Source organism: Streptomyces sp. NPDC090077 (genome assembly GCF_044747545.1).
Classification (GTDB): Bacteria; Actinomycetota; Actinomycetes; order Streptomycetales; family Streptomycetaceae; genus Streptomyces.
The window spans coordinates 145,896-169,149 of record NZ_JBIVEG010000013.1; the positions used below are offsets into that span (position 1 = coordinate 145,896).

Consider the following 23,254-nt stretch of genomic DNA (forward strand, 5'->3'; position numbering starts at 1 on the left):
CTTGTCCGTCGACATCTCGCGCGTCTCGTTCGACCCGTTGAAGCACTACTCCCGGATCGTCCACCAGCAGGGCCGCGTGACCCTCGACGCGGACGCGAACGAGCAGACCGCCGTCCTGCTGCACTACCTGCGCACGGTCGTCGCCGACGTGCTCGGGCCGGCGGCGGCGCCCCTCGGCGCGCCGGGGTTCACGGTGACCCGGATCGCCCGGGACCCGGACCGCGACCTCGCGATCGGCGCCGGGCGCCTGTACGTGGACGGCGTGCTCGTGGAGAACGACGCCCCGACCACCTATCTGACCCAGCCCGAGGGGTACGTGGACCCGGAGACGGCCCCCGTGCCGGAGGGACCGGCACTCGCCTACCTGCGGGCCTGGGAGCGGGACATCACCGTGATCCAGGACCCGGCGATCCGCGAGATCGCCCTCGGCGGCCACGGCCCGGACACGGCCGCCCGGGCCAAGGTCGTCTGGCAGGTGGCGCTGCACGCCTTCGGGGAGCAGGAGGATCCCGGGGGCGCCGAGGCGACCGTCTGGTTCCGTTCCTGGCTGGACGGTCTGTACGCGCCGCGCGGGCTGCTGGCCGCGCGGGCCCTGCACGAGCCGGAGGCACCGGCGGACGCGTGCGTCACCGCCCCCCGGGCCCGGTTCCGGGGGCCGGAGAACCAGCTCTACCGGGTGCAGATCCACACCTCGGGGGTCGGCGCGTTCCCCGGGGACGACGGGCGGCGGGTGGTGCGGCCCCGCCGCAGGGGCGCCGGCCGGGACCTGCGGCCCGAGGCGCCGCAGGCCACGTTCGTGTGGTCGCGGGAGAACGCCTCGGTGGCCCTGCCGGTGGCCTCGGTCGCCGGACCGGTGGTGACCCTCGCCTCGTGGGGCCGCGACCACCGGCTCGGGGTGGACGTCGGGGACCTGGTCGAACTAGTCGACGACGCCACCGCGGTGCACGCCGCGGACGAGGTGCCGGGCACGCCGCCGCAGCGCGTCCACCGGGTCGTGGCGGTCGACGTGCCCGGCCGCACGGTGACGCTCGACGCCGATCCGGGCGCCGGCCCGCCCGGCGGGCGGCCGCCGCTCGGCGTCGGCGGGGACCCGGAGCTCCACCCGTACCTGCGGCGCTGGGACCACCGTCCGCAGGGGGGCGCGGGCGCGCTGCCCGTCGTCCTCGACACGTGGATCGCCCTGGAGGACGGGGTCGAGGTCCGCTTCGGCGTTCCGCAGGACTGCGGCCCGGCGCGGGAGGGCTCCGGGGAGCGGGCTCCCGGGCGCTTCCGGCGGGGCGACCACTGGCTCGTGCCGGCCCGGACCGTCCCCGGCGACGTCGTCTGGCCGCAGGACGAGGAGGGGCCGGCCGCGGTGGCCCCGCACGGCGTGGTCTACCACTACGCGCCGCTCGCCTACCTGCCGGGCGGGGCGGGCGACCCCGTCCCGCTCGTGGCCCGGTTCGCACCGCTGCCCCCCGCGGCGGGGTGAGCGGTGGCCGCGCGCGAGGCGCCCGCCGTCACCGCCCGGCCCGGACCGCGGGGCCTGTGGCGCGCCCCCGGCCCGGAGGGGCCGGCGGCCCCGGGGCCCGACGAGCGGCTGGAGGCGGCGGCCGACCGGTTCGCCGAGGGGTACGAGTCCCTCGCGCGGGGCAGCGTACGCCCGATGCCGCGGCTGGAGCCGGCGGTCTCCCCGACGGGTACCGCCGGGGAGCCCCTGGACCCGGCGACCCGGGCGGCGATGGAGCCCCGGCTGGGCTGGGACCTGTCACAGGTACGGGTGCACACCGGGCGCGGGGCTGCCGACTCGGCCGCGGCCCTGGGCGCGCGGGCCTACACGGCCGGCCGGCACGTCGTCCTCGGGGAGGGCGTCCGGCCCGGTTCGGAGGCGGGGCGGCGGCTGCTGGCGCACGAGCTGGCCCACGTGGCGCAGCAGGCCCGCGGGGAGGGCCTGGGCAGGCTCCACCTGAAGCGGCTGCCGCCGGCCGGGACGAAACCGAAGGCCAGGGGCGGGGGCGAGCCGTTCTGGGTGAAGCTGACCCGGGAGCTGGACCCGGCGGAGCTGCGGAGCGAGTTCGTCGCCCAGTACTACCAGGACCGGGACCCGGCGGCGGTCGCCCGACGTCTCCCCGCGTGGCAGTGGAGCAGGCCCGGCGGGCTGTCGGCGACCGCCTCCGACGTGCGCAGCGGCGGGATCTGGCTGACCGTCACCGACGCCACCCGGGCCGCACTGGACCGGCTCCCGCAGGCCGAGCGGGAGCAGATCGACGCGGAGGCCGACCAGCGGTTCCGGCAGCAGCACGGCCTGGCGCCGGGCACGAGGCTCGGCACCGGTCCCGAGGACGCCGTCCTGCGGGCCCGGTGGCGCGGGACCCGTGCCGACGTGGTGGCGGAGCACGAGCTGCTCCGGGAGATCCAGGCCCTGCCCGAGGACGTCAGGGCCGTCCTCTTCGCCGGGCCGGACCCGCTGGTCCCGGCCGACTACGAGGACGTGCTGCGCCTCGGCCGCAGGTTCGCCGCCCTGGCCCCGGACCGGCGTGCGGCGTACCGGGACAGGATCACCGGGGCGACGGCGGACCTCCGGGAACTCGACGCGTCCCTCAGCCGGTTCGAGGCCGAGGAGCGCGTGCGCGAGGCCGGCGCGGAGGCCACCGAGGCGGCCGCGGGCGCGCTGTTCGGGTCCGAGGAGCCGTACCGGCTGTGGAAGCGCAGGAACGCCGCGCGCCTGGAGAGCGCCCGCACCGCGCCGTACCACGCGTACGTGCCCGGGGCGGCGCGTGCGGCGGCGGAGGCCGGCGCCGCGTTCGACGCGGCGCTGGCGCGTCAGGGGTTCGCCGACGAGGCGGCGTTCCTGAACGCGGTGGAGGCCTACCGGGTGCGGTTCCGCGAGGAGGCCGTCGGCATCGCCCTCGACGTCCTCGCCCACTACGACCGCCTCCTGTACGTGGAGCGGGGCAGGCTGCGCACTCCCGGCTACGTGGCCGGCCTCGTCGCCCGGATCGCGGGGTCGGGCGCGGCGGGCCTGTACGGGCGGGCCGCGCGCGCCTCGCAGATGGCGGACACCGTCCGGGCCGGCGCGGACCCCGAGTCCGGGACCGAGCGGCTCCGGGCCGCCGCGGAGGCCGCCGCCCACCGCAGGGAGGCCGCCGGCCTGCGGAGTTCGGCCGAGACGGCGGTGGTGACCGCGGGCGGTGGCGATCCGCTGATCGATCCGGGGAAGCTGGGCCGGGCCACCGACCGCGAGAAGCTCTCCGGGCTCGGCGAAGGCGCCGCGGCGCAGTACCTGTTGGAGGTCCTCGACGCGCGGCTGGCGGACACGGCCCGGGCCCGCCGGGAGTTCACCGACGACCCCGAGCGCGTGTTCAGCCTGCCGGACCTGGTGGAGGCGACGAAGCAGGTCCAGGGGGCCGAAGCCGGCACGGTGTACGGCGCGATCGTGGACGACCACGTCGAGGCCGTGCGCAGCCGGCACGTGTTCACGGCCGTGGCCCTGACGGTCATCGCCCTGGTCCTGGCGGCCCTCGTGCCCGGCGGCGGGTGGGTGGCGGCGGCCGCGCTGGTCGGGAACACGGCGCTCGGCGTCCACCAGGCGGTGAAGGCGGTGGAGGAGTACCGCGAACAGGCCGTCGACCACCGGCTGTCGTTCCTCCGGGAGAGCCCTTCGCTGACCTGGGTCGTGGTCGCCGTGGCGGCCGCGGCCCTGGACGCGGGGACGACGACGGTCGCCCTGCTCAAGCTGTCCGCGAAGGGGCTCACCTCCCTCGAAGGCCCGCTGCGCGAGTTCGCCGCCGCGTCGGACGCGGAATCGGCCGCGGCGCGCTTCGAGAAGCTCGCCGCGCGGATCGACGAGGCGGAGGGGCTCGACCGGAGGGTCAAGGAGGCCCTCACGACGCACGCTTCGGCCACCGCGGGCCTGCAACAGGCGATCGGCACGTTCTTCGGCAGGCCCCTGGCCTTCGCCGGCGCGGTGGACGTGCCGCTGCTCATGCGGGGCCTGTTCCACCTCGTCCGCAAGGGCGCGAGTTCGCTGACGAAACTGCGCAAGGAGAAGCAGCTCCTCGACCTGATGGGCGACGTGACCCGGCTGACCGGCGCGGGCAGGGCCGAGCTCGAAGCCGCGTTCAAGGAGGTCAGGGAGATCGTCAAGATCGGCCGGGCCCGCCGGATGGACGAGTCCGCGATGCTGGGGTTCGTGGACCGGGCCGCGGCCGCGCGGAAGGTCGGCGCCACGGGCGAGTTCGAGTCGATCGTCGCGGACATGCGTGCCTGGCAGGCCCCGGTGCCCGGGCAGGAGGCCGCGGAGAAGGCCTACGTCAAGGCCTGGGAGGAGCTCCAGGCCCTGCGCCGGGACAAGGAGGACGTCCGGGCCGAGCTGAGGGCCGGGCCGAAGACCGCCTCCGGGGCGACGGACCACGCGCGGGTCAAGGAGCTGAACGACGAGCTCAGGACGTTCGACGACGTGGTCCGCACGGACCGGCACGGCAGGACGTGGACGGAACCCGGGCGGATCGCGGCCGCGCGGCGGGAGCTGCTGGCCGCCGAGGCCCTCGCCGACGCCGCCCGGGTCAGCCCGGTCAAGCGCATGCGGGTGGTCTTCAACGGCTCCGCCGAGCGGGCCGAGGTCGCGGCGGCGCACACGGTCGACCAGGTCGGCACGCTGCGCAGGTCCTCGGGGGCTCTGCAGGTGGACCACGTCGTCTCGCTGGACCGCATGTCCCGGATGGAGGGCTTCGGGAAGCTCAAGCCGCTGGAGCGACAGCAGCTCGCGGTCCGCAGGGACAACCTCGTCCTGATGGACGCGTCCGCGAACTCCTCCAAGGGGCCCCGGAGTTGGTCGGCGTGGGAGTACGCCTCCAACTACTACCCGGATCCCGCGGAAGTCGCGAAGTGGACGGCCCGGGACGCCGAGCTGACCGCGACGATCCGGAAGTGGATCCTCGACACGGTCCGCGGCCGCTGAGACCTGCGGGAACGTCCGCCCGCGCACCGGGACACCACCCGGACGAGTGAGTTGGGCCGCCCGGGCGCGGGGAAGGGGAAGGGGGGCACAGGGAGGGGGGACCGATGCCGTACGACACGTCGCTGCCGACGCCCGTACTGCGGCTGCTGGGCACGTTCCGGTTCGAGGTGGCGGGTGGCGCGGTCGCCGTCGAGGCCCCGGGGCAGCGGTTGCTGGCCTTCCTCGCGCTCAACCGGGACGTCAGCCGCGGGAGCACCGCCGGGACGCTGTGGCCGGAGGCCGGGGAGGTGCACGCACAGGGCAGTCTGCGGACCGCGCTGTGGCGGCTGCGCCGGGGCGGCCACCACGTCGTCGACAGCCGCGGCGAGATGCTCGCGCTCCGCGAGGAGGTCACGGTGGACGTGCACGCCTTCCTGCGGACGGCGCTGCGCGTGGTGGACGGCGACGGCGACCCGGGCGAGGACCCCTTCCCGGGCCTGCTGTTCGCCGGGGACCTGCTGCCGGGCTGGGACGACGAGTGGGTGCTCGTCGAGCGGGAGCGGCTGCGGCAGTTGCGGCTGCACGCGCTGGAGTCACTGAGCGCCCGGCTGACCCGGTGCGGGCGCCACGCCCTCGCACTGGACGCGGCCCTCACGTGCGTGGGCATCGAGCCGCTGCGGGAGAGCGCGCACCGGGCGGTGGTGGCGGTGCACCTGGCCGAGCACAACGCGGTGGAGGCGGTCCGCCAGTACGGGGCCTTCCGCCGCCTGGTGCGCGCCGAACTCGGCCTCGAACCGTCGGCCCGCTTCACGGCGATGCTGCCCCCGGGATCACTCGGCGCGTGACGCCGCCCGGCCGCGCCGGGCGGGGCGGGACCCGGAGGTCACCTGCCCCGGCTCCGCATCACGAGCGCACCGCACAGGCCGCCGATCACGAACATGATGAGCAGCGCCAGGTACAGGGGCATCGTGACCACCGGAACGACCAGCCTGATCGTCACCTGCTGGGTGTTCTCGACGATCAGGACGATCGCGAGCGCGACCAGCAGCAGGGTGGTGACGCGCGCACGCGTCAGGGCCGAACGCCCGCCGGAGCCCCCGTGCGACCGGGACCGGCCGTCCTTGCCTGTCATGCGGCCATCATCCGCCGGACCGGCCGGCCGCACCCCGTGGAGGCGGCCGAACGGACCACCGCGGGCGGTGGCGGCCCTGCCTCGCGGGGCACCGGCGTGCCGCGCATGCTGGGAGGAGGCGCCGTCGGCGCGAGACGTGTCCTCGTCCTTCCAGGAAGCCGGAACCGGCGCCTGACGGGAGGAGAGCCATGCATGCGCGAAAGCTGGGCCTGGCCCTGGCCGCGGCGGTCCTCGCGGGCATCAGCGCCCTGGGTGCCGTCGGCGCCCAGGCCGCCTCGTCCCCGGACATCACCAGGGACGAATGCACCGCCGCCGGCGGGCAGGTCAAGTCGGTCCCCTACGGCGGCGACGTCTGTACGCTGCCGGACGGGACCAGGGAGACGATCACCTGACGGGCGCGACGTCCGGCTCCGGGCCCTGTTCCACGGGCCCGGAGCCGGCCATCGCGACGGACCGTGTCCGTTCCGGTCCGGTCACCTCGGTTCGAGCGCCGCGAGCCGGCAGGCGCCGCCGGCCGCGCCTCCCGGCACTCCCGCCTGGGTCAGCCCGTCCACGCAGCCCGTGAGGTCGCCGGACACCCCGCGGGTGCAGGCCGCCGTGACGGCCTCGGTGGCGCCGGCTCCCGCCTGCGCCGCCATGTTCACGCAGGCGGGGATGTCGGCCCGCACGGCCGGGGCGGCGACCGCCGTGACCGCCGCGCCGCCCAGCGACAGGGCCAGGCCGGTGAGGACACCGGCGATCCGGGTGGGCGTACGCATGGCACACACCTGCTTCCGTGCGGCTACCGGGACTGGACGGCGAACAGTTCGACGGCGAACTGGCCGTTCGTGCCGATCCCGGTCTCCTTGTACTGGCAGTTCAGGATCGTGGCGCGGTGGCCCCGGTCGCTGGCCATCCAGCCGTCGACGTGGGCCTTGGACGAGTCGTAGCCCGGCCCCGAGACGTTCTCGGCCGACGGGCCCATCGGGTCGTAGCCGGCCCGCTGCATCCGCGAGAGGGCGGTGGAGCCGTCCGAGCCGTCGTGGGCGGTCAGGTTGTTGGCCGCCATGTCGTCGGCGTGGGCCTGGGCGGCCTGCATCAGCCTCGGGTCCTCCTTCAGCGGTTCGCAGTTGGCCTTGGCCCGTTCCGCGTTCACCAGCGCGAGGATCTCGCCGGGCGAGGACTGCTGGACGGCTCGGGTGACGGTGGCGGTGTACGGGGCCGCGTGGGCGGCGCCCGCGAAGGCCACGCCGCCGAGCAGCAGCAGCGGGGCCGTGCAGGCGGCGGCGCACACGCGGCGCAGCCGGGTGTTCCTGGTACCCATGGGTCATCCCCCTCGTCAGGGGTCGCGAGGAGCCGCCCACGTCACCCGGCCCCCGTCGGCGCCGCCCTGGGGCGGCCCACGAGGTGGCGCGCGGCCTGTGGCGGGGCGAACGCCGCCGCAGGGGTCTGCGCGGCCGACGCCTTCCGCTGCCTCCACCGTACGACCGGGGCGCCCCCGCCACGACCGGACCGCCTGCCTCAGCCGTCCGGCCCATCAAGCGCACCGGCCACCGCGCCGAAGAGGATCGGGCGGAGTCGTCTCCGTGCCCCCGCAGCCGGCCGCCCAGGCCCGGAGGAGACCCCGTATGCGCGCCTTCGTTCCGCTGACCGCCGCCGCGGCCGCCGCCGTCCTGCTCGCCACGGTCACCGCCGCGGCTCCGGCCTCGGCCGACCCGGGCGGCGGCTCCGGCGGCGCGCCCCTGGTCAGGGTGTCGCACGGCGATCCGTACGCGGACTGCACCATCGGTGCGGTCTCCCCCGACAGCGTCGTCTACCCGGGCAGCGAGGTGGAACCGTACCTGTCCGTCGATCCGCACGACCCGAAGCGCGTGGTCACCGTCTACCAGCAGGACCGCTGGAACGACGGCGGGGCCCGCGGCCTGGTGGCCTCCTGGAGCACGGACGGCCGCACCTTCCGGCAGAGCACCCTCCCGTTCAGCCTGTGCGCCCCCGGCGGCGCGGACTTCGAACGGGCCACCGACCCCTGGGTCTCCACCGGACCGGACGGCATCGTCTACGCCGGCGGGGAGGGCGTCGACTTCGTCAAGAGCACGCGCACCGGCCTCCTCGCCGCGACCTCCCGCGACGGGGGCCGCAGCTGGCAGAACGTGACCACCACGCACGTCGACGAGCAGCCGTTCTTCAACGACAAGCCCTCCATCACCGCCGACCCGGTCCGCAAGGGCACCGCCTACCAGGTCTGGAACCGCCTCGACAACGATCCGCCGGGGCCCGGCTCCCTCGACGGCCCGGGCTACATCTCCCTCACCCGCGACGGCGGCCGCACCTGGAGCAGGGCACGGAAGTTCGTCGACACCGCCGCCGTGCCGAACACCCAGACCATCGGCCACCAGATCGTCGTGAACCGGCAGAGCGGTGCCCTGTACGACTTCTTCGACCGGATCACCTACTCCGCCGACCTGGGCACCGTCGTCGAAGCCCACTACCAGGTGGTCACCTCGGCCGACGCGGGAGAGACCTGGAGCGCCCCCGTCACCGTGGCCCGGGACACCTCCGTACCGGAGGTCGACCCGAACGACCCCGGCAAGCCGCTGCGCGCCGGGTCCACCCTGCCCAGCCCGGCCGTCGATCCGAAGACGGGCACGCTGTACATGGCCTACGAGGGCGCCGACTTCTCCGGCGGGAGCTTCAACTCGGTCCAGCTGGTGCGCTCCCGCGACGACGGCCGCACCTGGACGGCTCCGGAGCTGATCAGCCCCGGGGCCGTCCCGGCCTTCTCCCCGTCCATCGCGGTCGACGAGCGGGGCACCGTCGCGCTCACCTACTACGACCTGCGCTTCCTCAAGCCGGGCGACACCACGACCCTGCCCACCGCCTACCAGCTGGCCACGCTCCCCCACGGGGACCCGGGCCGACGCACCGAGCGGCGGATCTCGCGCGTCTTCGACTGGCTGCAGGCGCCGTTCGCCGGGGGCTACTTCCTCGGCGACTACCAGGGCCTCGTGGCATCCGGCAAGGGCTTCCGTGCGGTCCTGACCGAAACCCGCGCGAACGCCCCGCAGAACCGGACGGACGTGTACACCACCACCCTCGGCCCCGACACCGACTGACCACGGCGGTGGCCCGCCAGGGAACCCCGGGGCGTCAGCCCAGCGGGAGTTCCAGCCTGGCCTCGCTGCCGCTCACGGAGCCGACCGTGGTCGTGGTGAGGACGGGGAGGTCCGAGCCCGCGTAGGAGTACAGCGGGTCGCGGCTGTTGACGACCAGGGCGAGGCGGTGTCCGACCGGCAGGTCGTAGGAGGCGGCCTGGAGGTCCCAGGTGACGGTGGTGTTCACCTGCGGGGTCAGGTCGGTGACGGTGTACGGCTCGTGGGTGATGATCCGGGCGGTGCCGTTCGGGGCGACGTCGTACAGGTACGCGACCACGGTGGCGGCGTCCACGCTGCTGCGCACGCCGAGCCGCACGGTGGCGGCGCCACGGATCCGGCGGGCGACCTCGCCGGGGCCGGTCAGCGGGTCGGTCGACCAGACCAGCAGCTGGTCGCGCTCGAACTCCGTGAACTTGTAGGTGCCGGGGTTGCCGAACCACTCCCGCTGCCCGGCCTTCAGCAGCTCGCCGGCGACGGAGGAGGTCAGGGCGCCGGCCTCGAACTCCCGCGACCAGCCGACGGCCGGCTTGTCGGCCAGCGCGCCGTCGCCGGTGTCGCCGGCCCCGGTGAGGTACCAGGTCTCGCTTCCGGTGGTGGCCTCGTGCCACGACGGGTGCGCCTCCCGGCGGGCCGGGACGGTGATCAGGTTGGTGCCGCCCGGGATGGCGACCGTCTGGTAGCTGAACATGCTCTGGCTCTTCACCGCGGCCCAGTCCGGCACCTCGTTGGCGATGCCGAGCAGATGGTGGTCCAGCCACGCGTAGGCCTCCCGGGTCGGCTCCGCCAGCCCGGGGAACGGCACCCCGAGCACCAGCCCGGCCAGGCCGGGGCCCTCGGGGGCGCCGTGGTCGCCGATCCACAGGTTCAGGCGCTTCGGGACGGTGAGCCGCTCGAAGAGGTCGAGCACCGGGTTGACCGGGAACAGCGTCTCGTGCCAGGTGTTCGAGATGAACGTCGGGATGCCGCGCGCGTTGGTCCGGTCGACGTACGTCTCCGGGGAACGCCTGGTGCCCCACTCGACCACCTCGTCCAGGTTGCGGCCGCTCAGGAAGTCCTTGAGGAACTGCTGGGTCTCCGCGTCGAACTTCTGCTCCATCGGGCCGCCGGTGAAGGCGATCAGCGCCTGCACGGCCTCCAGGTGACGGGTGCCGTTGTGGTAGAGGCTGGTGGCGAGGTTCCCCCAGGTGCTCAGCGCGACCACGGCGTCGACCCGGGCGGCCGGGTCGTGCGCGGCGACCAGCTGGCTGATCCCGGAGCCGTAGGATTCGCCGAGGAAGCCGATCCGGCTGGGCTCCAGGGTCTGCTGCGCGTAGTCGATCACGCACGTGCCGTCGGCCCAGTCGTTGGGCCCGGCCACGTCGACGAAGCCCTCGGAGGTCGACGGCCAGCCCTCGATGCCGATGCCGCGCGGCGAGTAGGCGAGCACGTGGTAGCCGCGCTGGGCCAGCCTGAGGTACGCGTAGAGGAAGGGCAGCCAGCCGTACGGGTTCCAGCCGGCGGGCACGATCACCACGGGGTGCGGGGCGTCGTCGTTCAGCTTGATCCGGAACGACGAAAGCCGGACGCCTTCGTGCCCCGTGATGCGGGGGAGCCCGATCGTGCCGATCCGCCGCACGTCGGCGACCAGCTCGGCGAGCTCCTGCGGGAGTTCGACACCCTCCTCGCCCTGGAGGGCGGCGAGCAGCGCCCGGGACACGTCGACGACGGCCTGGCTGACACTGTGGCCCGGGCCCCAGATGCCGTTGGTGGCGATGTCGGTGAGCGTCGCTTCGGTGACCGACGGAGTCGTTTCACTGGTCATTCGGGACCACCTTCTCTGTGAACGGATATCGATCGGCATCATGATCAGCCCAGTCGGGAGCAAACTGACATGCCATCAATCTTCATCAGAATCGGTGGTGTTGGGGTGAAATGCCCGCACCCGCGCCCCACTCGAGCTAAGGAGCCCGAGCGGGGACGGGCGAGGGCCGCGCATCGCGGAGGATGCGCGGCCCTCGTGGTGGTGCGGGGGGATCAGGCGGCGGAGAGGGAGACCTCGGTGGCCTTGATCAGGGCGACGACGGGGGTGCCGGCGGACAGGCCGAGGGCCTCGACGGCGTCCTTGGTGATCGCGGCGGTCAGTTCGCCGCCCGCGACGGACACCTTGACGGAGCCCATGGCGCCGCCGGTGGCGACGTCGGTGACGGTGCCCGCGAGCTGGTTGCGGATGGAGATGCCCTCGACCGGGCCGGTCGCCAGCGCGACCTCGGTGGACTTCACGAGCGCCTTGACGGCGGAGCCCTCCGCCAGGCCCAGGTCCTTCACCGCGTCGGCGGTGATCGCGGCGGTGATGTCCTGGCCGCCGGCGAGGCGCACCTTCACCGAGGCCATGGCCTCGCCCGTGGTGACAGCGGTGACGGTGCCGGCGATCTGGTTGCGGATGGACAGGCTCATGGAAAACACGCCTCACAAAGTCGGAAACGAAACAGCAGGCACTCCTGTGACCTGCGTCATGTTCGACATTACCCGACGGGAAATCGCGACCGGTCCACGCCGGTCGTATTCTCCAGCCGAATGGCCGCAATGGTCCGGCATATTCGAGCAAGGCCTGAAGGCCTCGGATTCCGACGACCGATGACCGTACTGACCTGGGGCTTTCGACCCATCCGGCGGGGCGTCCCGCCGGATGGGACCGCCTTTCGCATTAGTGCAGATGCAGTGCCAAGGGTGGTCGAGCGGTGGCAGATGCCCTGCCGATTCCGCCCCTTCGCCCGGCATTTACACGAGGGGGGGAGAACCCGATCGGAGCGGCGTTTTCGCCCCGTGGAATCCCGGTCACCGGGCAGCGGGCGGGCACTCAGTACGATGGGCCGCGATCACCGGCGGGCAGGGCGCCGGGTGCACAGGAGGTCGACGGGTGGACGTGCGCAGCGGGGGCGGTGACGACCGGCAGTCGCGCAGACGCGGACAGGGCGAGCTGGAGGTCCAGGTGCTGGCGGCTCTCGGGGACGCCCCGGGACCGGTCACCGCCGCGTGGGTGCAGGAGCGGATCGGCGGCCCGATCGCCTATACGACGGTCATGACCATCCTGACCCGGCTGCACGCCAAGGGCGCCGTGGCCCGTGAGCGCGTCGGGCGGTCGTTCCGGTGGACGCCCGAGGCCGACGGCTCCGGGCTGGCGGCGCTGCGGATGAGGAAGGTCCTCGACGGCGAGGCGGACCGGCAGGCGGTCCTCGCGAGCTTCGTGACGGCGCTCCCCCCGGGTGACGAGCAGCTGTTGCGCGATCTGCTGGCCCAGGCGGCCGAGGAGGAGGAAGACTGACGCCATGGGGGTCTTCGTCTTCCTGCCGCTGGTCCTTCCGTTCACCGCGTGGCCGATCGCCCGGCTCGCCGAGCAGCACCTGCACCCGCGTACCGCCACCCGGCTGCTGACCGTCATCGCCGCCGTACTGGCCTGTTGCAGCACCCTGTGCCTCGCCCTGGTCATGGTGGTGGGCACGGCGCAGCTCCCGGGCAACCCGCTGCCGGACGGCTGGTCCGACCCGGAGGTGCGGGAGGCCGTTCCGTACGACGAGGTCGCGGGCCGGCTCGCCATCCCGGCGCTGCTCACCGTGCTGGTGTCGTGTGCCGGCACCACGTGGCGCCACCGCCGGGTCCGCCGCCGGGCCGAGGAGGCGCTGGGCACGGCCCGGCCGGGACCCGTGGTGGTCCTGCGGGACGCCGCCCCGTACGCGTACGCGCTGCCCGGTCCGGCCGGACGGGTCGTGGCCAGCACCGGCATGCTGTCGGCCCTCACCTCGCGGGAGCGGCGGGCCCTGTTCGCCCACGAGCGCGCGCATCTGACGGGGCGCCACGACCGCCTGCTGCTGACCGTACGGCTGGCCGCCCGGGCCAACCCCTTCCTGCGGCCCCTGCGCACGGCGGTCGCGTACACCGCCGAGCGGTGGGCCGACGAGGTGGCCGCGACGCAGGTCGGCAGCCGGAGGACGGTGGCGCGGGCCATCGGCAAGGCCGGTCTGGTCTCCCGCGGAGCGCCGGTGTCCGCGCTCGCCCACTTCGCGGTGGCCGGCCCGGTTCCGCGCCGCGTCGCCGCCCTGCTCGCGCCCGCCCCCGCCGCACGGGCCTGGCCGCCGGCCTGCACCGCAGCCGGGCTGGCCGTGTGGACGGCCGCGGGCGGGGCGACGGCCTCGGCCCTGTCCTCGGCCAACGCGGCCGTCACGCTCGGCCTCATCCTGCACGCGGCGACGTTCTCGCCCTGACGGTCCGGGGCGAGGGCGGCGGCCCGCCCGTCGGGTTCAGGCCCCCTTGGCGAAGACGAGCACCTCCGTGGTGGCCACGCCCATGGGCGCCAGGAAGCTCGCCTCCAGGGTGCAGCCGAGGGTGCCGAAGAGGTCCACGCACGTCCCGCGCGGGATGGGGGTGGGATAGGTGTCGTGGCCGGCCCCGCCCCGGGTCGCCCAGGTGCGCACCGTGGCCGGGTCCAGACACCTCTCCGTCATCACGTCGAAGACGATCCGGCCGCCGGGCCGGGCGACGCGGGCCATCTCGAAGAAGTACCGGGAGGCGCAGAGGAAGGTCACGGTGTTGAAGACCTTGTGGGCCTGGACGAGGTCGATGCTGGCGTCGGGTGTCGGCGCCAGGCTGGATCCTTCCGCCGGCCGGGCGACCGCCCCGAACGTCTCCACGAGGTAGCCGGCCCAGGGTGCCGCCGTCTCGTAGATCTCGTAGCGCTCCGGCGAGCACTCCTTCAGCGTCTTCTCCAGGTACCGCCCGGATCCGGGGCCGATCTCCAGCACCGTGCGCGGCCCGGCGGCGTAGACGCCGAGGGACCGCAGTTCGTCGATGGTGAACTGCGTGGCGCCGGGCGTCCCGTTCATGACCGCGTCGATGTGGTCACCGACCGACAGGCCGCTCGCGCGTGCGGCCCGGATCGTCGCCTCGAACGGGATGAAGTCGTCGACGCCACCCCTGTTGTCGGTGCTGCGCACGATGTCGAACCCCGTGCGCCTCACGAGCCGCCTGACGCCCGCCTTCAGCGCCGACGATCCCCTGCTCACTGCCCCCATGAGGCGTGCCCCCTCAAGCCGTCTCCCCCTACGGCGTCAGCTTAGGATCGACGGCCCGGACCCGCAGGGAGATGGCCGAATCGCCCGCCTCCTCCCCTCCGTTCCGTCAGGACTCGTCCTCGTCGCCCTCGAAGAAGTCGCCGATCTCGTCGACGGCTTCGGCGGCCACCATGCCGCCGACCACGCCGACGGCGAGACCCGCGGCGCCGGCCGCGATCGCGGTGCCGGCACCGGGGCCGGAGCGGTGGCCGCCGGGTCCGTGACCGTGCTCGTCCCCGTACGGGGCGTGGCCGTGCGCGGTGCGGGTCGCGTGGGCCTCGGCCAGGGCGCGGATCCAGGCGTCGACCTCGGCGTTCCAGTCCGTGTGGGCGAGCTGGTCGTGGCGGACCGTGTGGCGGGCGAGGGCGTCGTGCCCGCCCGTGAAGGGGCCGCCGCGCCGGTCGGCCTCCAGGATCACGTCCATGCCCGCGGGGTTGGCGAGGAAGGTGACCTCGATCTCGTTGACCCGGTCGGCGTACCGGGCGGCGGGGGCCAGTTCGATCTCCTGGTGGAAGGGCAGCTCCTGGCCGGTGCCGCCGATGTGCCCGTACTCGAGATCGGCGGACCTGAAGGCGAAGCCGAGCTGCCCCAGGGCCTCCAGGACCGCTTCCTGGACGGGGAGGGGACGGACGGTGAGGGCGTCGAGGTCGCCCTTGTCCTTGGCGCCGGCCACACCGAGTTCCGTGCGCACGCCGAGGACGATGCCGAGCGGCCGGCCGTGCAGTTCGGTGACGGGGGTCTCCCAGGGCAGGTCCACCGCGAACGGCACGGTGCGCTTCTCGCCCTCGTCGAGGCGGAAGCCCCCGCCGACGGTGAAGCGCTCGAAGGCGACGGTGCCCTCGTGCTCGCCGTGCCCGGTCTCCGCCTCGACGCGGGCGACGAGTTCGAGGGTGATGTGCTCGATGTCGAAGGCCGCGCGGCCGCCGGTGAGCCGGACCTCGCCGGTCAGGCTGCCGCCGGGCACGGCACCCGCGGGGTCGAGGACCGTGTCGACGCTGGGACCACCGATGCCCATCGAGCCGAGCAGTCGCTTGAACACCATCGTGGCGCTCACTCCTTCAGTCATGGTTCGCGAAACGAAGATCAGCCTGGCAAAATCTACACACATGTAGAAGCATGGCCGCAGCACCCCCGCCGCACGGCGCCGCCGCCTCCGGGCGACGGAACGATGCACGCGGCACTTTGCTTGCCCTTTACCAAAAAGTCGCGGATACTGTCCGTGACCGAACAACAGTCCGGGCCCACGGCCCGCCGAGCGCGAAACGGAGCAGCAGACCCGCAATGGGTGAACCTCCCAGTCCCTGCCGTGCCACGACCTGCCCGAAGATCCACGAGCCGGGAGCGGGGGTGGCACGGTGACCGAGTTCCTGCTGCTGCTCGTCGCGCTCGCGCTGACACTGGCCTGTGCCGTGTTCGTGGCCGCCGAGTTCTCCCTGACCACCGTGGAGCGGAGCGAGCTCGAACGCGCCGCCGCGGCCGGTGAGCGGGGCGCCGAGGGCGCCCTGAAGGCCGCCAAGCGGCTCACCTTCCAGCTCTCGGGCGCCCAGCTCGGCATCACGGTGACCTCCCTGGTCATCGGCATGCTCGCGGAGCCCTCCGTGTCCGTGCTGCTGCGCGGCCCGCTGGAGGCCGCCGGCCTGCCGTCCGGCGCCGTGTCCACCACCGCCACCCTGCTCGGCGTGGCGCTGTCGACCATCGTCCTCATGGTGGTCGGCGAGCTGGTCCCGAAGAACTGGGCGATCTCCCGTCCGCTGGCGGTGGCCAAGGTCGTCGCGGGCCCCCAGCGCGCCTTCACGGCCGCCTTCGCCCCGCTGATCCGGCACCTGAACAACACGGCCAACCGGCTCGTGCGCCGGTTCGGCCTGGAGCCCGCCGAGGAGCTGGCCTCCGCGCGCACGCCGGAGGAGCTGGTGGCACTGGCCCGGCACTCGGCCCGCGAGGGCGCCATCGAGGCCGACTCGGCCGAGCTGTTCGTCCGTACGCTCCGCCTGGGCGAGCTGACCGCAGAGAACGTCATGACCCCCCGCGTGGACGTACAGGCCCTGGAGGCGCACGCCACCGCCGCGGACGCCGCGAACCTGACGCTGGCGACCGGCCTGTCCCGGTTCCCGGTCTACCGGGACACGCTGGACGAGGTCGTCGGCACCCTGCACATCCGCGACGTCCTGGACCTCGACGAGGACAAGCGGATGCTGACCCCGGTCACCGAGCTCATGACCTCGGCCCTGCTGGTGCCGCACTCCCTGCCCGTCGACACCCTGCTGAGGCGGCTCCGCAAGGCGCGCACCATGGCCGTCGTCATCGACGAGTACGGCGGCACCGCGGGCGTGGCGACCGTCGAGGACATCGTCGAGGAGGTCGTGGGCGAGGTCCGCGACGAACACGACCCGAAGGAAGTCCCCGACCTCGCGCCCTGCGCCCCGGCCCCGGACGGGCGCGCGGTGTGGGAGGCCGAGGGCAGCGTCCGCACGGACCAGCTGGAGGAGATCGGCTTCGCCGTCCCCGAGGGCCCGTACGAGACCCTGGCCGGCCTGGTCGCCACCCGCCTGGAGCGCATCCCCACGACGGACGACCGCGTCGACGTCGAGGGCTGGCAGCTCGCCGTCCTGCGGATAGAGCACCACCGCGCCGACCGCGTGCGCATCACCGCACCCGAGTCCACCCCCGCCGACGAGACCGAGGAGGAGAACCGATGACCACGATCCAGCTGCTGATCGGCGCCCTGACCCTGGTCACCAACGCCTTCTTCGTCGGCGCCGAGTTCGCGCTGATCTCCGTGCGCCGCAGCCAGATCGAGCCGGAGGCCCTCAAGGGCAACCGGCGGGCCCGGACCACGATCTGGGCACTGGAACACCTGTCGGCGATGATGGCCACCGCCCAGCTCGGCATCACCGTCTCCTCGCTGGTCCTCGGCGCGGTCGCCGAGCCGGCCATCGCGCACCTGCTGGAACCGCCCTTCGAGGCGATCGGCGTACCCGAGGCGCTGATCCACCCGATCGCGTTCGTGATCGCGCTCACCCTGGCGACGTACCTGCACATGCTGATCGGAGAGATGGTCCCGAAGAACATCGCCCTCGCCGCGCCCGCGCCGACCGCCCTGTTCCTCGGCCCGCCGCTGGTCGCCCTCACCCGGGCCCTGCGCCCCGTCGTCTTCGGCATCAACGCCTTCGCCAACGCCCTGCTGCGCCTGCTGAAGGTCGAGCCCAAGGACGAGGTCTCCGCCGTCTTCACCGACGACGAGCTGGCCCGCCTGGTCAAGGACTCGCGGGACGCCGGACTCATCGACCCCGAGGACAGCGAACGCCTCCAGGACGCCCTGGAACTCGGCACGAGGAACGTCGGCGAGATCATGATCCCGCGTGCCGGGTTCGTCACCGTGGACCGGGACGTCACCCCGCGCGGACTGGAGCGGACCGCCGCCGAGCACGGCTACTCGCGCCTGGTCGTCACCGGCCCGGACGGCGCGATCCTCGGCTTCCTGCACATCAAGGACGCCCTGGCCGCCACCGACCGGACCGCGCCCTTCCCGACGGAGGCCCTGCACACGGTCACCACCGTCGCGCTGGACACCCCTCTCGACGACACCATGACCGCCATGCGGACCGCCGGCACGCACCTCGCCGCCGTGACGGACGCCCAGGGCGCCGTCGTGGGTTTCGTCACCATGGAGGACGTCCTGGAGGAACTGGTCGGCGAAGCCGCCCCCGACCCCGTCTGACCCGCCGGCGGCTGCGGGGGGGCCTCGCGCTCCCCCCGCAGCCGCCGCCCCCGAGCGGGACCGGATACCGTCTTTGTCATGAATCCGCACATCTCTTCACTGCTTCACCGGGAGAATCCGTGACCGACAGCAAGAACATCAACAACCCCGTGGGCCAGGGCGGCGGCCAGCGCAAGAGGCAGTCCCGCGCCGAGCGCCAGAACAACGGCCCGCACCGCAACCTCGACCGGCAGGGTGCCGCCGACCGCAAGGCCGAGCTGGTGCGCAAGATGCGCGCGAAGGCCCGCCCGGCCGAGGAAGCCGGCCAGACGGGCGACGACACCGCGCAGAGCTGACGCGCCGGCCCTCGGCGTGCGGGGCCGGGTCAGTCCTGCGGGGGCGGCAGGAGTCCGGTCACGCCCAGGCCGGGGTCCGTCGGGAGGTCCAGGGCAGGTCCGCGGTAGGCGGCTCCGCCGCGGACCGGGGAGGCGCCCAGCCACAGCGGCGCGTCCAGGTCGACGTAGGTGACCGCCGAGCGCGCCGAGACCACGCTCGCGGCGGCGGTGACGGAGATCTCCGTCTCCAGGGAGCAGCCCACCATGCAGCCCAGACCGGCGGCCTCGGCGATGGAGATGATCCGGAGCACGTTGCGGATGCCGCCGCACTCCTGGAGCTTCAGGCTCAGCACGTCGGCGGCCTCGTGCCGTACCACCTCCAGGGCGTCCCGCGCGGTCTGCACGCTCTCGTCGGCGACCACCGGGGTCGCGACCCGTTCCCGTACGAAGCGGAGCGCGGCGAGGTCCCGGGCCGCGACCGGCTGCTCGATCAGCTCGATGTCCGCGCCGCCGTCCTCCAGCCGCCGGACCGCCCGCACGGCCTCCTTGGCGGTCCACCCCTGGTTGGCGTCCAGGCGCAGCCGGACGCCGGGGCCCACCGCCTGCCGGACCGCCTCGACCCGGCGGACGTCGAGTTCGACGGCGTGTCCGACCTTCAGCTTCAGGGCCGTGAAGCCGTCCGCCACCAGTGCGTGCGCCCGGTCGGCCATCTCGTCGGCCGTGCCGAGCCCCACCGTGATGGCGGTCTCCAGCTCCTTCTGCGATCCGCCCAGGAGGCGGAAGACCGGGATCCCGAGCATCTGGGCGAAGGCGTCGTGCAGGGCGATGTCCACCCCGGCCTTCGCCCCGCCGTTGCCCGCCACGGAGCGGTCGACGCGGGCGCAGTTCTCCCCCAGGTCCTCGACCCGCCGGCCGACGACGGCCTCGCGCAGCGGGCCGTGCAGGAGCGCCGCCGCGCTCTCGGGCGTCTCACCGGTCACCGCGGGCATGGACACGGCCTCGCCCCATGCGGAGCGCCCGTCCCCGTAGACGAGTTCGACCAGGGTGACCCGGGCCTCGCGGACGGTGCCGCGCACCACCGACTTGTAGGGGACGCGCAGGGGTACGCGGCGCGGGTGCACGACGAGGTCGTGAATGAGCATGGTCTCTCTCCTGTGAGGGCTTGCTTGTCGCTACGGGTGACCGGGCTTGTTCCGCACCGGGCGGGCCAGCGCGTGGTATCCGAACTCGCGGCGGGCGGCGGCCAGTGAGCGGCCCGCCAGGGCGGCGGTGACGATCCGCTGCTCGCGGTCCCGGATGTCCGCCGCCAGCTCCGCCACCCGCTCCGCGTGCCGGCGGTCCACCACGACCACGCCCGACTCGTCCGCGCAGACCAGGTCCCCGGGTGCGACCGCGACGCCGCAGACCTCGACGGTGGCGCCGACCGCGCTCAGCCGTACGCGGTTCTTCCCCGAGCGCATGAAGACGCCCCGCGCCCAGACCGGGTACCCGGTCTCGCGGGAGCCGCCGATGTCCCGGCACACGCCGTCGATGACGGTCCCCGCCACCGCCCGGTGCCGGGCGACGCGGCTGAGGACGTCGCCCCAGACCGTGGCCCCGGTGCGGCCCGCGTTGGCGATGACGACCACGGACCCGGGGGGCACGTCGTCGAGGAAGTCGCCGGCGGGCCCCGGCTCGCCCTCGTCCACGGGCTCGTAGCGGAGCGTGAAGGCGGGCCCGGCCACGAACCCGCGGCCCGACAGGTGGCTCAGGCCCGGGAGGCAGCCGTCGAGCCCCAGCATGTCCAGGGCGTCGCTGACCGCCGCCGTGTCGGCGACGGCGAGGCCGGCCGGTACCGGGCTGCCGGATCCGGCCGCGGTGGGTCCGGTGGTTCTGGTCACGGCTGGTCTCCTGACACGCGTACCGACAGTTTCCGTCCGCCCTGGAACACGTTCACCCGGTCCGAGGTCGACGCCTTGGAGCCGAATCCGACGAAGCGTCCCGCCCAGACGAACGAGTCCAGGCTCACGGCCATGGGCACGGTCCGGCCGTCCTCGCGCAGGACGGGGACGCCGACCGGGGGCACGTACTCCTGGAGGAGGAACCCCTCCCGCCCGCCCAGCGCGACGGCGGCGGCCCAGTGGTCCGCGCGGGCCGAGCGGCCGACCAGGACCCCGTCGCCCCTGATGTCGTAGGGCTCCTTGATGACGAACTCCGGGGCGCGGGCGCGGATCTCCGCCTCGTCCGGCAGGTCGGTGCGGGCCCGCAGGGAGCGGGACCACGGGAGGAGTTCGGCCACCAGGGCGCGCTCCGCGGGGTCGAAGTGCCCGGCGAAGGCCGGGGTCTGCACCAGGGCGAGGGCGGTCTTGTTCTCCGCCACGTAGCGGGCGGCCATGGGGTTGAGGTGCAGGAACCGCTCGGAGGCCAGCGCCCGGCACCAGAGGTCGACCAGACCGGGCGAGGACTCCACGAGCCGCTGCCACAGCACGGTGTTCACCTTGTTCCAGCACAGGTCGGCCCGGCGGCCGGCGAAGGACACCTGCCGGCCGTCCACCTCCAGGTCCCGGGGGTCGGCCAGGAAGGCGGTGGCGCCCAGGGAGGACAGCTGGGCGACCAGCTCGACGGATTCGACGCCGGCGGCGTCCCGGGGCTGGAGCACCGCGATCCGGGGGGCCGCGACGGAGGAGCCGTGGCGCCGGGCCTCCTCCAGGAGGAGCGAGGCGAAGGCGCGGTCGTCGCGGAAGGGGTACGCGGCGCCGGCGTCCCCGTCCAGGCCCAGCCTGCGGTGGACGGCGGCCACCGCGGTGTTGATGCGGGGGGTGAAGACGGCTCCGGCCGGGGCGTCCGCGTTGTTCTCCAGGACGCGCAGCCGGCCGGACTCCAGGTCCAGATAGCCGTCGATCCGCGCGACCGTGACCCGGTCCAGGGACTCCTCACCCGCGCGTACCAGCCGCTCGGCCGCGGCGGAGAGGCCGAAGAACTCCCGCACGCGCGGGTCCGAGCGGTACAGGGCGAGCAGTTTGTCCAGCAGGGCGACGTAGGACTCGACCCGCGCAGCGTGCGCTCGCGCGCCGGATGCTTCGAGGAAGAGGGCGGTGGGCGACAGGGCGAAGGGCCGGTTGCGCAGCGGCGGCGCGGCCGCCACCTCCTCGGCGGTGACGGCCAGGGCGTGCTGCGGGTCCCCCGCCAGCACCGCCGTCGCCGTGCCCGTCCGGATCCAGTCAATCAACGGAACTCCAGCCCACCTCGGTGCCCCGGGTCTCGCCCCGGGCCTCCGCGAAGTACTTCTCGGCCAGCCGGGACATGACCGGGCGGCGCTCCCAGTCCGGGACGGTCACCGTGTCGACGGCGCGCACCGGGGCGAACTCCAGGCCCGTGCCGCACAGGAACACCTCGTCCGCCGCGTGCAGCCGCGCCACGTCCGTGCTGCGCGGCCCCGCCGCGATCCCCAGGTCCCGGCAGGCGGCGAGGACCCAGGCCCGTGTCACGCCGGGCAGTACGCCGTCGGTGAGGGGCGGGGTGCCGAGCGTGCCGCGGTGCACCGTGCACAGGGTCGCGGTCGGAGCCTCGGCCACGTTGCCCTCGGGGGTGGTCAGCAGGCAGCCGTCGTACCCGGCGGCCTTCGCCTCGGCCAGCGCGATGCGCGAACCGGCGTACTGGGCGATGCTCTTGGCGTGCGTCGGCAGGGTGGCGGCGGGCGGCCGCTGCCACCGGCTCACGCCGAGCCGCATGCCCTCGGCGCCGCTCAGCCAGCGTTTGCGGCCCATGGGACGCAGGGTGACGCTCAGCACGGCTGCGACCTCGTCACCGATCGTTCCCGGCCCTTCCGCGCTGACGCTGATCCGGCAGTAGGCGTCGTCCGTGATGCCGTTGCGGGCGGTGAGTTCCGCGATGATGCCGGGAACGGCGTCGATCCCCGGGTCGGGCAGCAGCATGGCGGCCAGGGACGCGCGCAGCCGGTCGAGGTGCTGGGCCGGCAGCCAGGGGCGGACCCCGCCGGCGGTCTGGCGGTAGACCCGGACGCCCTCGAAGACGGACAGTCCGTAGCGCAGGGCCATGCTGTCCACCCGCAGGGTCGCCTCGTGGGCGGGGACCAGGCGCCCGGCGTGGAAGACGGTGTCCGGGGGCGGGGTGCCGGGCGGGACGTCAGACGGTGGCATGCGCGGCGTCCGCTTCGTATCGGAAGGGCTGGTCGGCGGAGTCGTACGAGCTCGCGAGGATCATGTCGAAGTGCCGGTGGCGCAGTTCGAGTGCCCGGGCCAGTGCCTCGCGTGCCGCTCCGCGCAGTTCGTCGGTCGTGCAGTAGCGGCGCAGCAGTTCGCGCGCCGCCTCGGCGTGCTCGTCCTCCAGCTCGCTCACCCCGTCCGCCCCTTCGTCGGCGGAGGCGTGGTGGACGAAGAACTCCAGTGCCTCGGCGGGGAGCCGGTACACGTCGCGCATCACCGCGAGCATGCTGCCGCCCTGCTCGTCGACGATGGGGGGCTGGCCCTCCATGAGCAGCAGGACGGAGGCGACACCCGCGGTGAAGTGCGCCCGGGAGGAGTTGCACACCGAGATGTTGTGGTCGACCACGGCCCTGGTCTCCGGCCGGGGGTCGTCCGTGGTGAGCGAGTCGCGGTCGACGCCCACGGCGGTGCCGAAGTCGGCGAACGTCTCCAGGTGGCGCTTGCTGCGGCTGAGGGCGCCGGTCTCCTCCTCGTACACGTTCTCCACGAGCAGGGCGCGCAGCCGGTAGTCCTCGACACCGGAGGCGATGCCCAGGATGTTGCGGGTCCACATGCTCTTGATCGGCCAGCGGTGGCGTACGAATCCTTCGAGGAGCGGCTGTGACGCCCGGCCCGCGAGGATCGTCCGGTACAGCGGGCTGGTCATCTTGCGCCGGGCGCGGATCATCTGGTCGAGGTCGTCCACAAAGTCGGTCATGTCAACTCCGATACGGGGAGGGGTCGGGGGGTGGGGTCGGGAAGGTGGTGGCAGA

Annotated in this window: 22 protein-coding genes; 10 read left to right on the forward strand and 12 right to left on the reverse strand. The window is 74.0% G+C overall.

Annotated features, from left to right (window positions below; all coding sequences use genetic code 11):
- Window position 1 precedes the first annotated feature (1 nt).
- The 3 genes from ACIPW5_RS22410 to ACIPW5_RS22420 all read left to right on the forward strand — a co-directional run bounded on the left by ACIPW5_RS22410 (window position 2) and on the right by ACIPW5_RS22420 (window position 5,763).
- On the forward strand, window positions 2-1,471 hold the full coding sequence (locus ACIPW5_RS22410) for a DUF6519 domain-containing protein (RefSeq protein ID WP_401247551.1): 1,470 nt from the start codon (window positions 2-4) through the stop codon (window positions 1,469-1,471).
- A gap of 3 nt (window positions 1,472-1,474) precedes the next feature.
- The gene (locus ACIPW5_RS22415) at window positions 1,475-4,939 is read left to right on the forward strand and encodes a DUF4157 domain-containing protein (RefSeq protein WP_401247553.1); all 3,465 of its coding nucleotides are present in this window, start codon (window positions 1,475-1,477) and stop codon (window positions 4,937-4,939) included.
- A gap of 104 nt (window positions 4,940-5,043) precedes the next feature.
- Window positions 5,044-5,763: a BTAD domain-containing putative transcriptional regulator gene (locus ACIPW5_RS22420; protein WP_401247556.1), complete on the forward strand. Its 720-nt coding sequence runs from the start codon at window positions 5,044-5,046 to the stop codon at window positions 5,761-5,763.
- Window positions 5,764-5,801: 38 nt separating this feature from the next.
- On the opposite strand, the gene ACIPW5_RS22425 is transcribed toward ACIPW5_RS22420, so the two are convergent.
- Window positions 5,802-6,050: a LapA family protein gene (locus ACIPW5_RS22425; RefSeq protein ID WP_401247559.1), complete on the reverse strand. Its 249-nt coding sequence runs from the start codon at window positions 6,048-6,050 to the stop codon at window positions 5,802-5,804.
- A 188-nt stretch (window positions 6,051-6,238) separates the two neighbouring features.
- On the opposite strand from ACIPW5_RS22425, the gene ACIPW5_RS22430 reads away from it, so the two are divergent.
- Entirely contained in the window at window positions 6,239-6,442 is a 204-nt protein-coding gene (locus ACIPW5_RS22430; protein ID WP_401247562.1) for a hypothetical protein, read from the forward strand.
- 81 nt (window positions 6,443-6,523) lie between these two features.
- Here the strand turns inward: ACIPW5_RS22430 and ACIPW5_RS22435 are convergent, their stop codons facing one another.
- Entirely contained in the window at window positions 6,524-6,808 is a 285-nt protein-coding gene (locus ACIPW5_RS22435; RefSeq protein WP_401247565.1) for a hypothetical protein, read from the reverse strand.
- A gap of 23 nt (window positions 6,809-6,831) precedes the next feature.
- Window positions 6,832-7,353: a CAP domain-containing protein gene (locus ACIPW5_RS22440; protein ID WP_401247567.1), complete on the reverse strand. Its 522-nt coding sequence runs from the start codon at window positions 7,351-7,353 to the stop codon at window positions 6,832-6,834.
- A 304-nt stretch (window positions 7,354-7,657) separates the two neighbouring features.
- Here ACIPW5_RS22440 and ACIPW5_RS22445 point away from each other — a divergent pair, with 304 nt between their 5' ends.
- Window positions 7,658-9,142 carry a neuraminidase (sialidase) gene (locus tag ACIPW5_RS22445; RefSeq protein WP_401247570.1) on the forward strand — a complete coding sequence of 495 codons (1,485 nt, stop codon included), beginning with the start codon at window positions 7,658-7,660 and terminating at the stop codon, window positions 9,140-9,142.
- A 34-nt stretch (window positions 9,143-9,176) separates the two neighbouring features.
- On the opposite strand, the gene ACIPW5_RS22450 is transcribed toward ACIPW5_RS22445, so the two are convergent.
- A complete protein-coding gene (locus ACIPW5_RS22450; RefSeq protein ID WP_401247572.1) occupies window positions 9,177-10,982 on the reverse strand; it encodes an alpha/beta fold hydrolase in 1,806 nt (601 codons plus the stop codon).
- Between the two features lie 212 nt (window positions 10,983-11,194).
- Window positions 11,195-11,614: a molybdopterin-binding protein gene (locus tag ACIPW5_RS22455; protein ID WP_401247575.1), complete on the reverse strand. Its 420-nt coding sequence runs from the start codon at window positions 11,612-11,614 to the stop codon at window positions 11,195-11,197.
- A 463-nt stretch (window positions 11,615-12,077) separates the two neighbouring features.
- Here ACIPW5_RS22455 and ACIPW5_RS22460 point away from each other — a divergent pair, with 463 nt between their 5' ends.
- Window positions 12,078-12,482 (forward strand): BlaI/MecI/CopY family transcriptional regulator, encoded by a 405-nt coding sequence (locus ACIPW5_RS22460; protein WP_401247578.1) that lies wholly within the window; start codon window positions 12,078-12,080, stop codon window positions 12,480-12,482.
- Window positions 12,483-12,486: 4 nt separating this feature from the next.
- The gene (locus tag ACIPW5_RS22465; RefSeq protein ID WP_401247581.1) at window positions 12,487-13,419 is read left to right on the forward strand and encodes a M56 family metallopeptidase; all 933 of its coding nucleotides are present in this window, start codon (window positions 12,487-12,489) and stop codon (window positions 13,417-13,419) included.
- A gap of 36 nt (window positions 13,420-13,455) precedes the next feature.
- On the opposite strand, the gene ACIPW5_RS22470 is transcribed toward ACIPW5_RS22465, so the two are convergent.
- Complete coding sequence (locus ACIPW5_RS22470; RefSeq protein ID WP_401247584.1) at window positions 13,456-14,226, reverse strand: methyltransferase domain-containing protein; 771 nt, start codon at window positions 14,224-14,226, stop codon at window positions 13,456-13,458.
- Window positions 14,227-14,332: 106 nt separating this feature from the next.
- Window positions 14,333-15,307, reverse strand: coding sequence for a sporulation protein (locus tag ACIPW5_RS22475; protein WP_401247772.1), 975 nt, complete (start codon window positions 15,305-15,307; stop codon window positions 14,333-14,335).
- Window positions 15,308-15,620: 313 nt separating this feature from the next.
- On the opposite strand from ACIPW5_RS22475, the gene ACIPW5_RS22480 reads away from it, so the two are divergent.
- From ACIPW5_RS22480 to ACIPW5_RS22490, 3 genes are all read left to right on the forward strand, one after another.
- Window positions 15,621-16,961: a hemolysin family protein gene (locus ACIPW5_RS22480; RefSeq protein ID WP_401247587.1), complete on the forward strand. Its 1,341-nt coding sequence runs from the start codon at window positions 15,621-15,623 to the stop codon at window positions 16,959-16,961.
- Window positions 16,958-17,983, forward strand: a complete 1,026-nt coding sequence (locus tag ACIPW5_RS22485; protein WP_401247590.1) for a hemolysin family protein — start codon at window positions 16,958-16,960, stop codon at window positions 17,981-17,983. Before ACIPW5_RS22480 ends, ACIPW5_RS22485 begins: the two co-directional genes overlap by 4 nt.
- A 119-nt stretch (window positions 17,984-18,102) precedes the next feature.
- A complete protein-coding gene (locus tag ACIPW5_RS22490; protein WP_401247592.1) occupies window positions 18,103-18,318 on the forward strand; it encodes a DUF6243 family protein in 216 nt (71 codons plus the stop codon).
- Window positions 18,319-18,347: 29 nt separating this feature from the next.
- Here the strand turns inward: ACIPW5_RS22490 and ACIPW5_RS22495 are convergent, their stop codons facing one another.
- The 5 genes from ACIPW5_RS22495 to ACIPW5_RS22515 are packed head-to-tail and all read right to left on the reverse strand — an operon-like array spanning window position 18,348 to window position 23,199.
- The gene (locus tag ACIPW5_RS22495) at window positions 18,348-19,439 is read right to left on the reverse strand and encodes a dipeptide epimerase (RefSeq protein ID WP_401247594.1); all 1,092 of its coding nucleotides are present in this window, start codon (window positions 19,437-19,439) and stop codon (window positions 18,348-18,350) included.
- 30 nt (window positions 19,440-19,469) lie between these two features.
- On the reverse strand, window positions 19,470-20,177 hold the full coding sequence (locus ACIPW5_RS22500) for an RraA family protein (protein WP_401247596.1): 708 nt from the start codon (window positions 20,175-20,177) through the stop codon (window positions 19,470-19,472).
- Complete coding sequence (locus ACIPW5_RS22505) at window positions 20,174-21,505, reverse strand: hypothetical protein (protein WP_401247599.1); 1,332 nt, start codon at window positions 21,503-21,505, stop codon at window positions 20,174-20,176. The genes ACIPW5_RS22500 and ACIPW5_RS22505 overlap by 4 nt, the downstream gene beginning before the upstream one ends.
- Window positions 21,498-22,436: an aminotransferase class IV gene (locus ACIPW5_RS22510; RefSeq protein ID WP_401247601.1), complete on the reverse strand. Its 939-nt coding sequence runs from the start codon at window positions 22,434-22,436 to the stop codon at window positions 21,498-21,500. Before ACIPW5_RS22510 ends, ACIPW5_RS22505 begins: the two co-directional genes overlap by 8 nt.
- Window positions 22,423-23,199 (reverse strand): TenA family transcriptional regulator, encoded by a 777-nt coding sequence (locus ACIPW5_RS22515; RefSeq protein WP_401247604.1) that lies wholly within the window; start codon window positions 23,197-23,199, stop codon window positions 22,423-22,425. The genes ACIPW5_RS22510 and ACIPW5_RS22515 overlap by 14 nt, the downstream gene beginning before the upstream one ends.
- Window positions 23,200-23,254 lie beyond the last annotated feature (55 nt).

Bases quoted from the DNA above. Each gene is read 5' to 3' on its own strand.
- ACIPW5_RS22420 (WP_401247556.1), top strand. From the start codon at position 5,044: ATGCCGTACGACACGTCGCTGCCGACGCCCGTACTGCGGCTGCTGGGC.
- ACIPW5_RS22425 (WP_401247559.1), bottom strand. From the start codon at position 6,050: ATGACAGGCAAGGACGGCCGGTCCCGGTCGCACGGGGGCTCCGGCGGG.
- ACIPW5_RS22430 (WP_401247562.1), top strand. From the start codon at position 6,239: ATGCATGCGCGAAAGCTGGGCCTGGCCCTGGCCGCGGCGGTCCTCGCG.
- ACIPW5_RS22435 (WP_401247565.1), bottom strand. From the start codon at position 6,808: ATGCGTACGCCCACCCGGATCGCCGGTGTCCTCACCGGCCTGGCCCTG.
- ACIPW5_RS22440 (WP_401247567.1), bottom strand. From the start codon at position 7,353: ATGGGTACCAGGAACACCCGGCTGCGCCGCGTGTGCGCCGCCGCCTGC.
- ACIPW5_RS22445 (WP_401247570.1), top strand. From the start codon at position 7,658: ATGCGCGCCTTCGTTCCGCTGACCGCCGCCGCGGCCGCCGCCGTCCTG.
- ACIPW5_RS22450 (WP_401247572.1), bottom strand. From the start codon at position 10,982: ATGACCAGTGAAACGACTCCGTCGGTCACCGAAGCGACGCTCACCGAC.
- ACIPW5_RS22455 (WP_401247575.1), bottom strand. From the start codon at position 11,614: ATGAGCCTGTCCATCCGCAACCAGATCGCCGGCACCGTCACCGCTGTC.
- ACIPW5_RS22465 (WP_401247581.1), top strand. From the start codon at position 12,487: ATGGGGGTCTTCGTCTTCCTGCCGCTGGTCCTTCCGTTCACCGCGTGG.
- ACIPW5_RS22470 (WP_401247584.1), bottom strand. From the start codon at position 14,226: ATGGGGGCAGTGAGCAGGGGATCGTCGGCGCTGAAGGCGGGCGTCAGG.
- ACIPW5_RS22475 (WP_401247772.1), bottom strand. From the start codon at position 15,307: ATGGTGTTCAAGCGACTGCTCGGCTCGATGGGCATCGGTGGTCCCAGC.
- ACIPW5_RS22485 (WP_401247590.1), top strand. From the start codon at position 16,958: ATGACCACGATCCAGCTGCTGATCGGCGCCCTGACCCTGGTCACCAAC.
- ACIPW5_RS22495 (WP_401247594.1), bottom strand. From the start codon at position 19,439: ATGCTCATTCACGACCTCGTCGTGCACCCGCGCCGCGTACCCCTGCGC.
- ACIPW5_RS22510 (WP_401247601.1), bottom strand. From the start codon at position 22,436: ATGCCACCGTCTGACGTCCCGCCCGGCACCCCGCCCCCGGACACCGTC.
- ACIPW5_RS22515 (WP_401247604.1), bottom strand. From the start codon at position 23,199: ATGACCGACTTTGTGGACGACCTCGACCAGATGATCCGCGCCCGGCGC.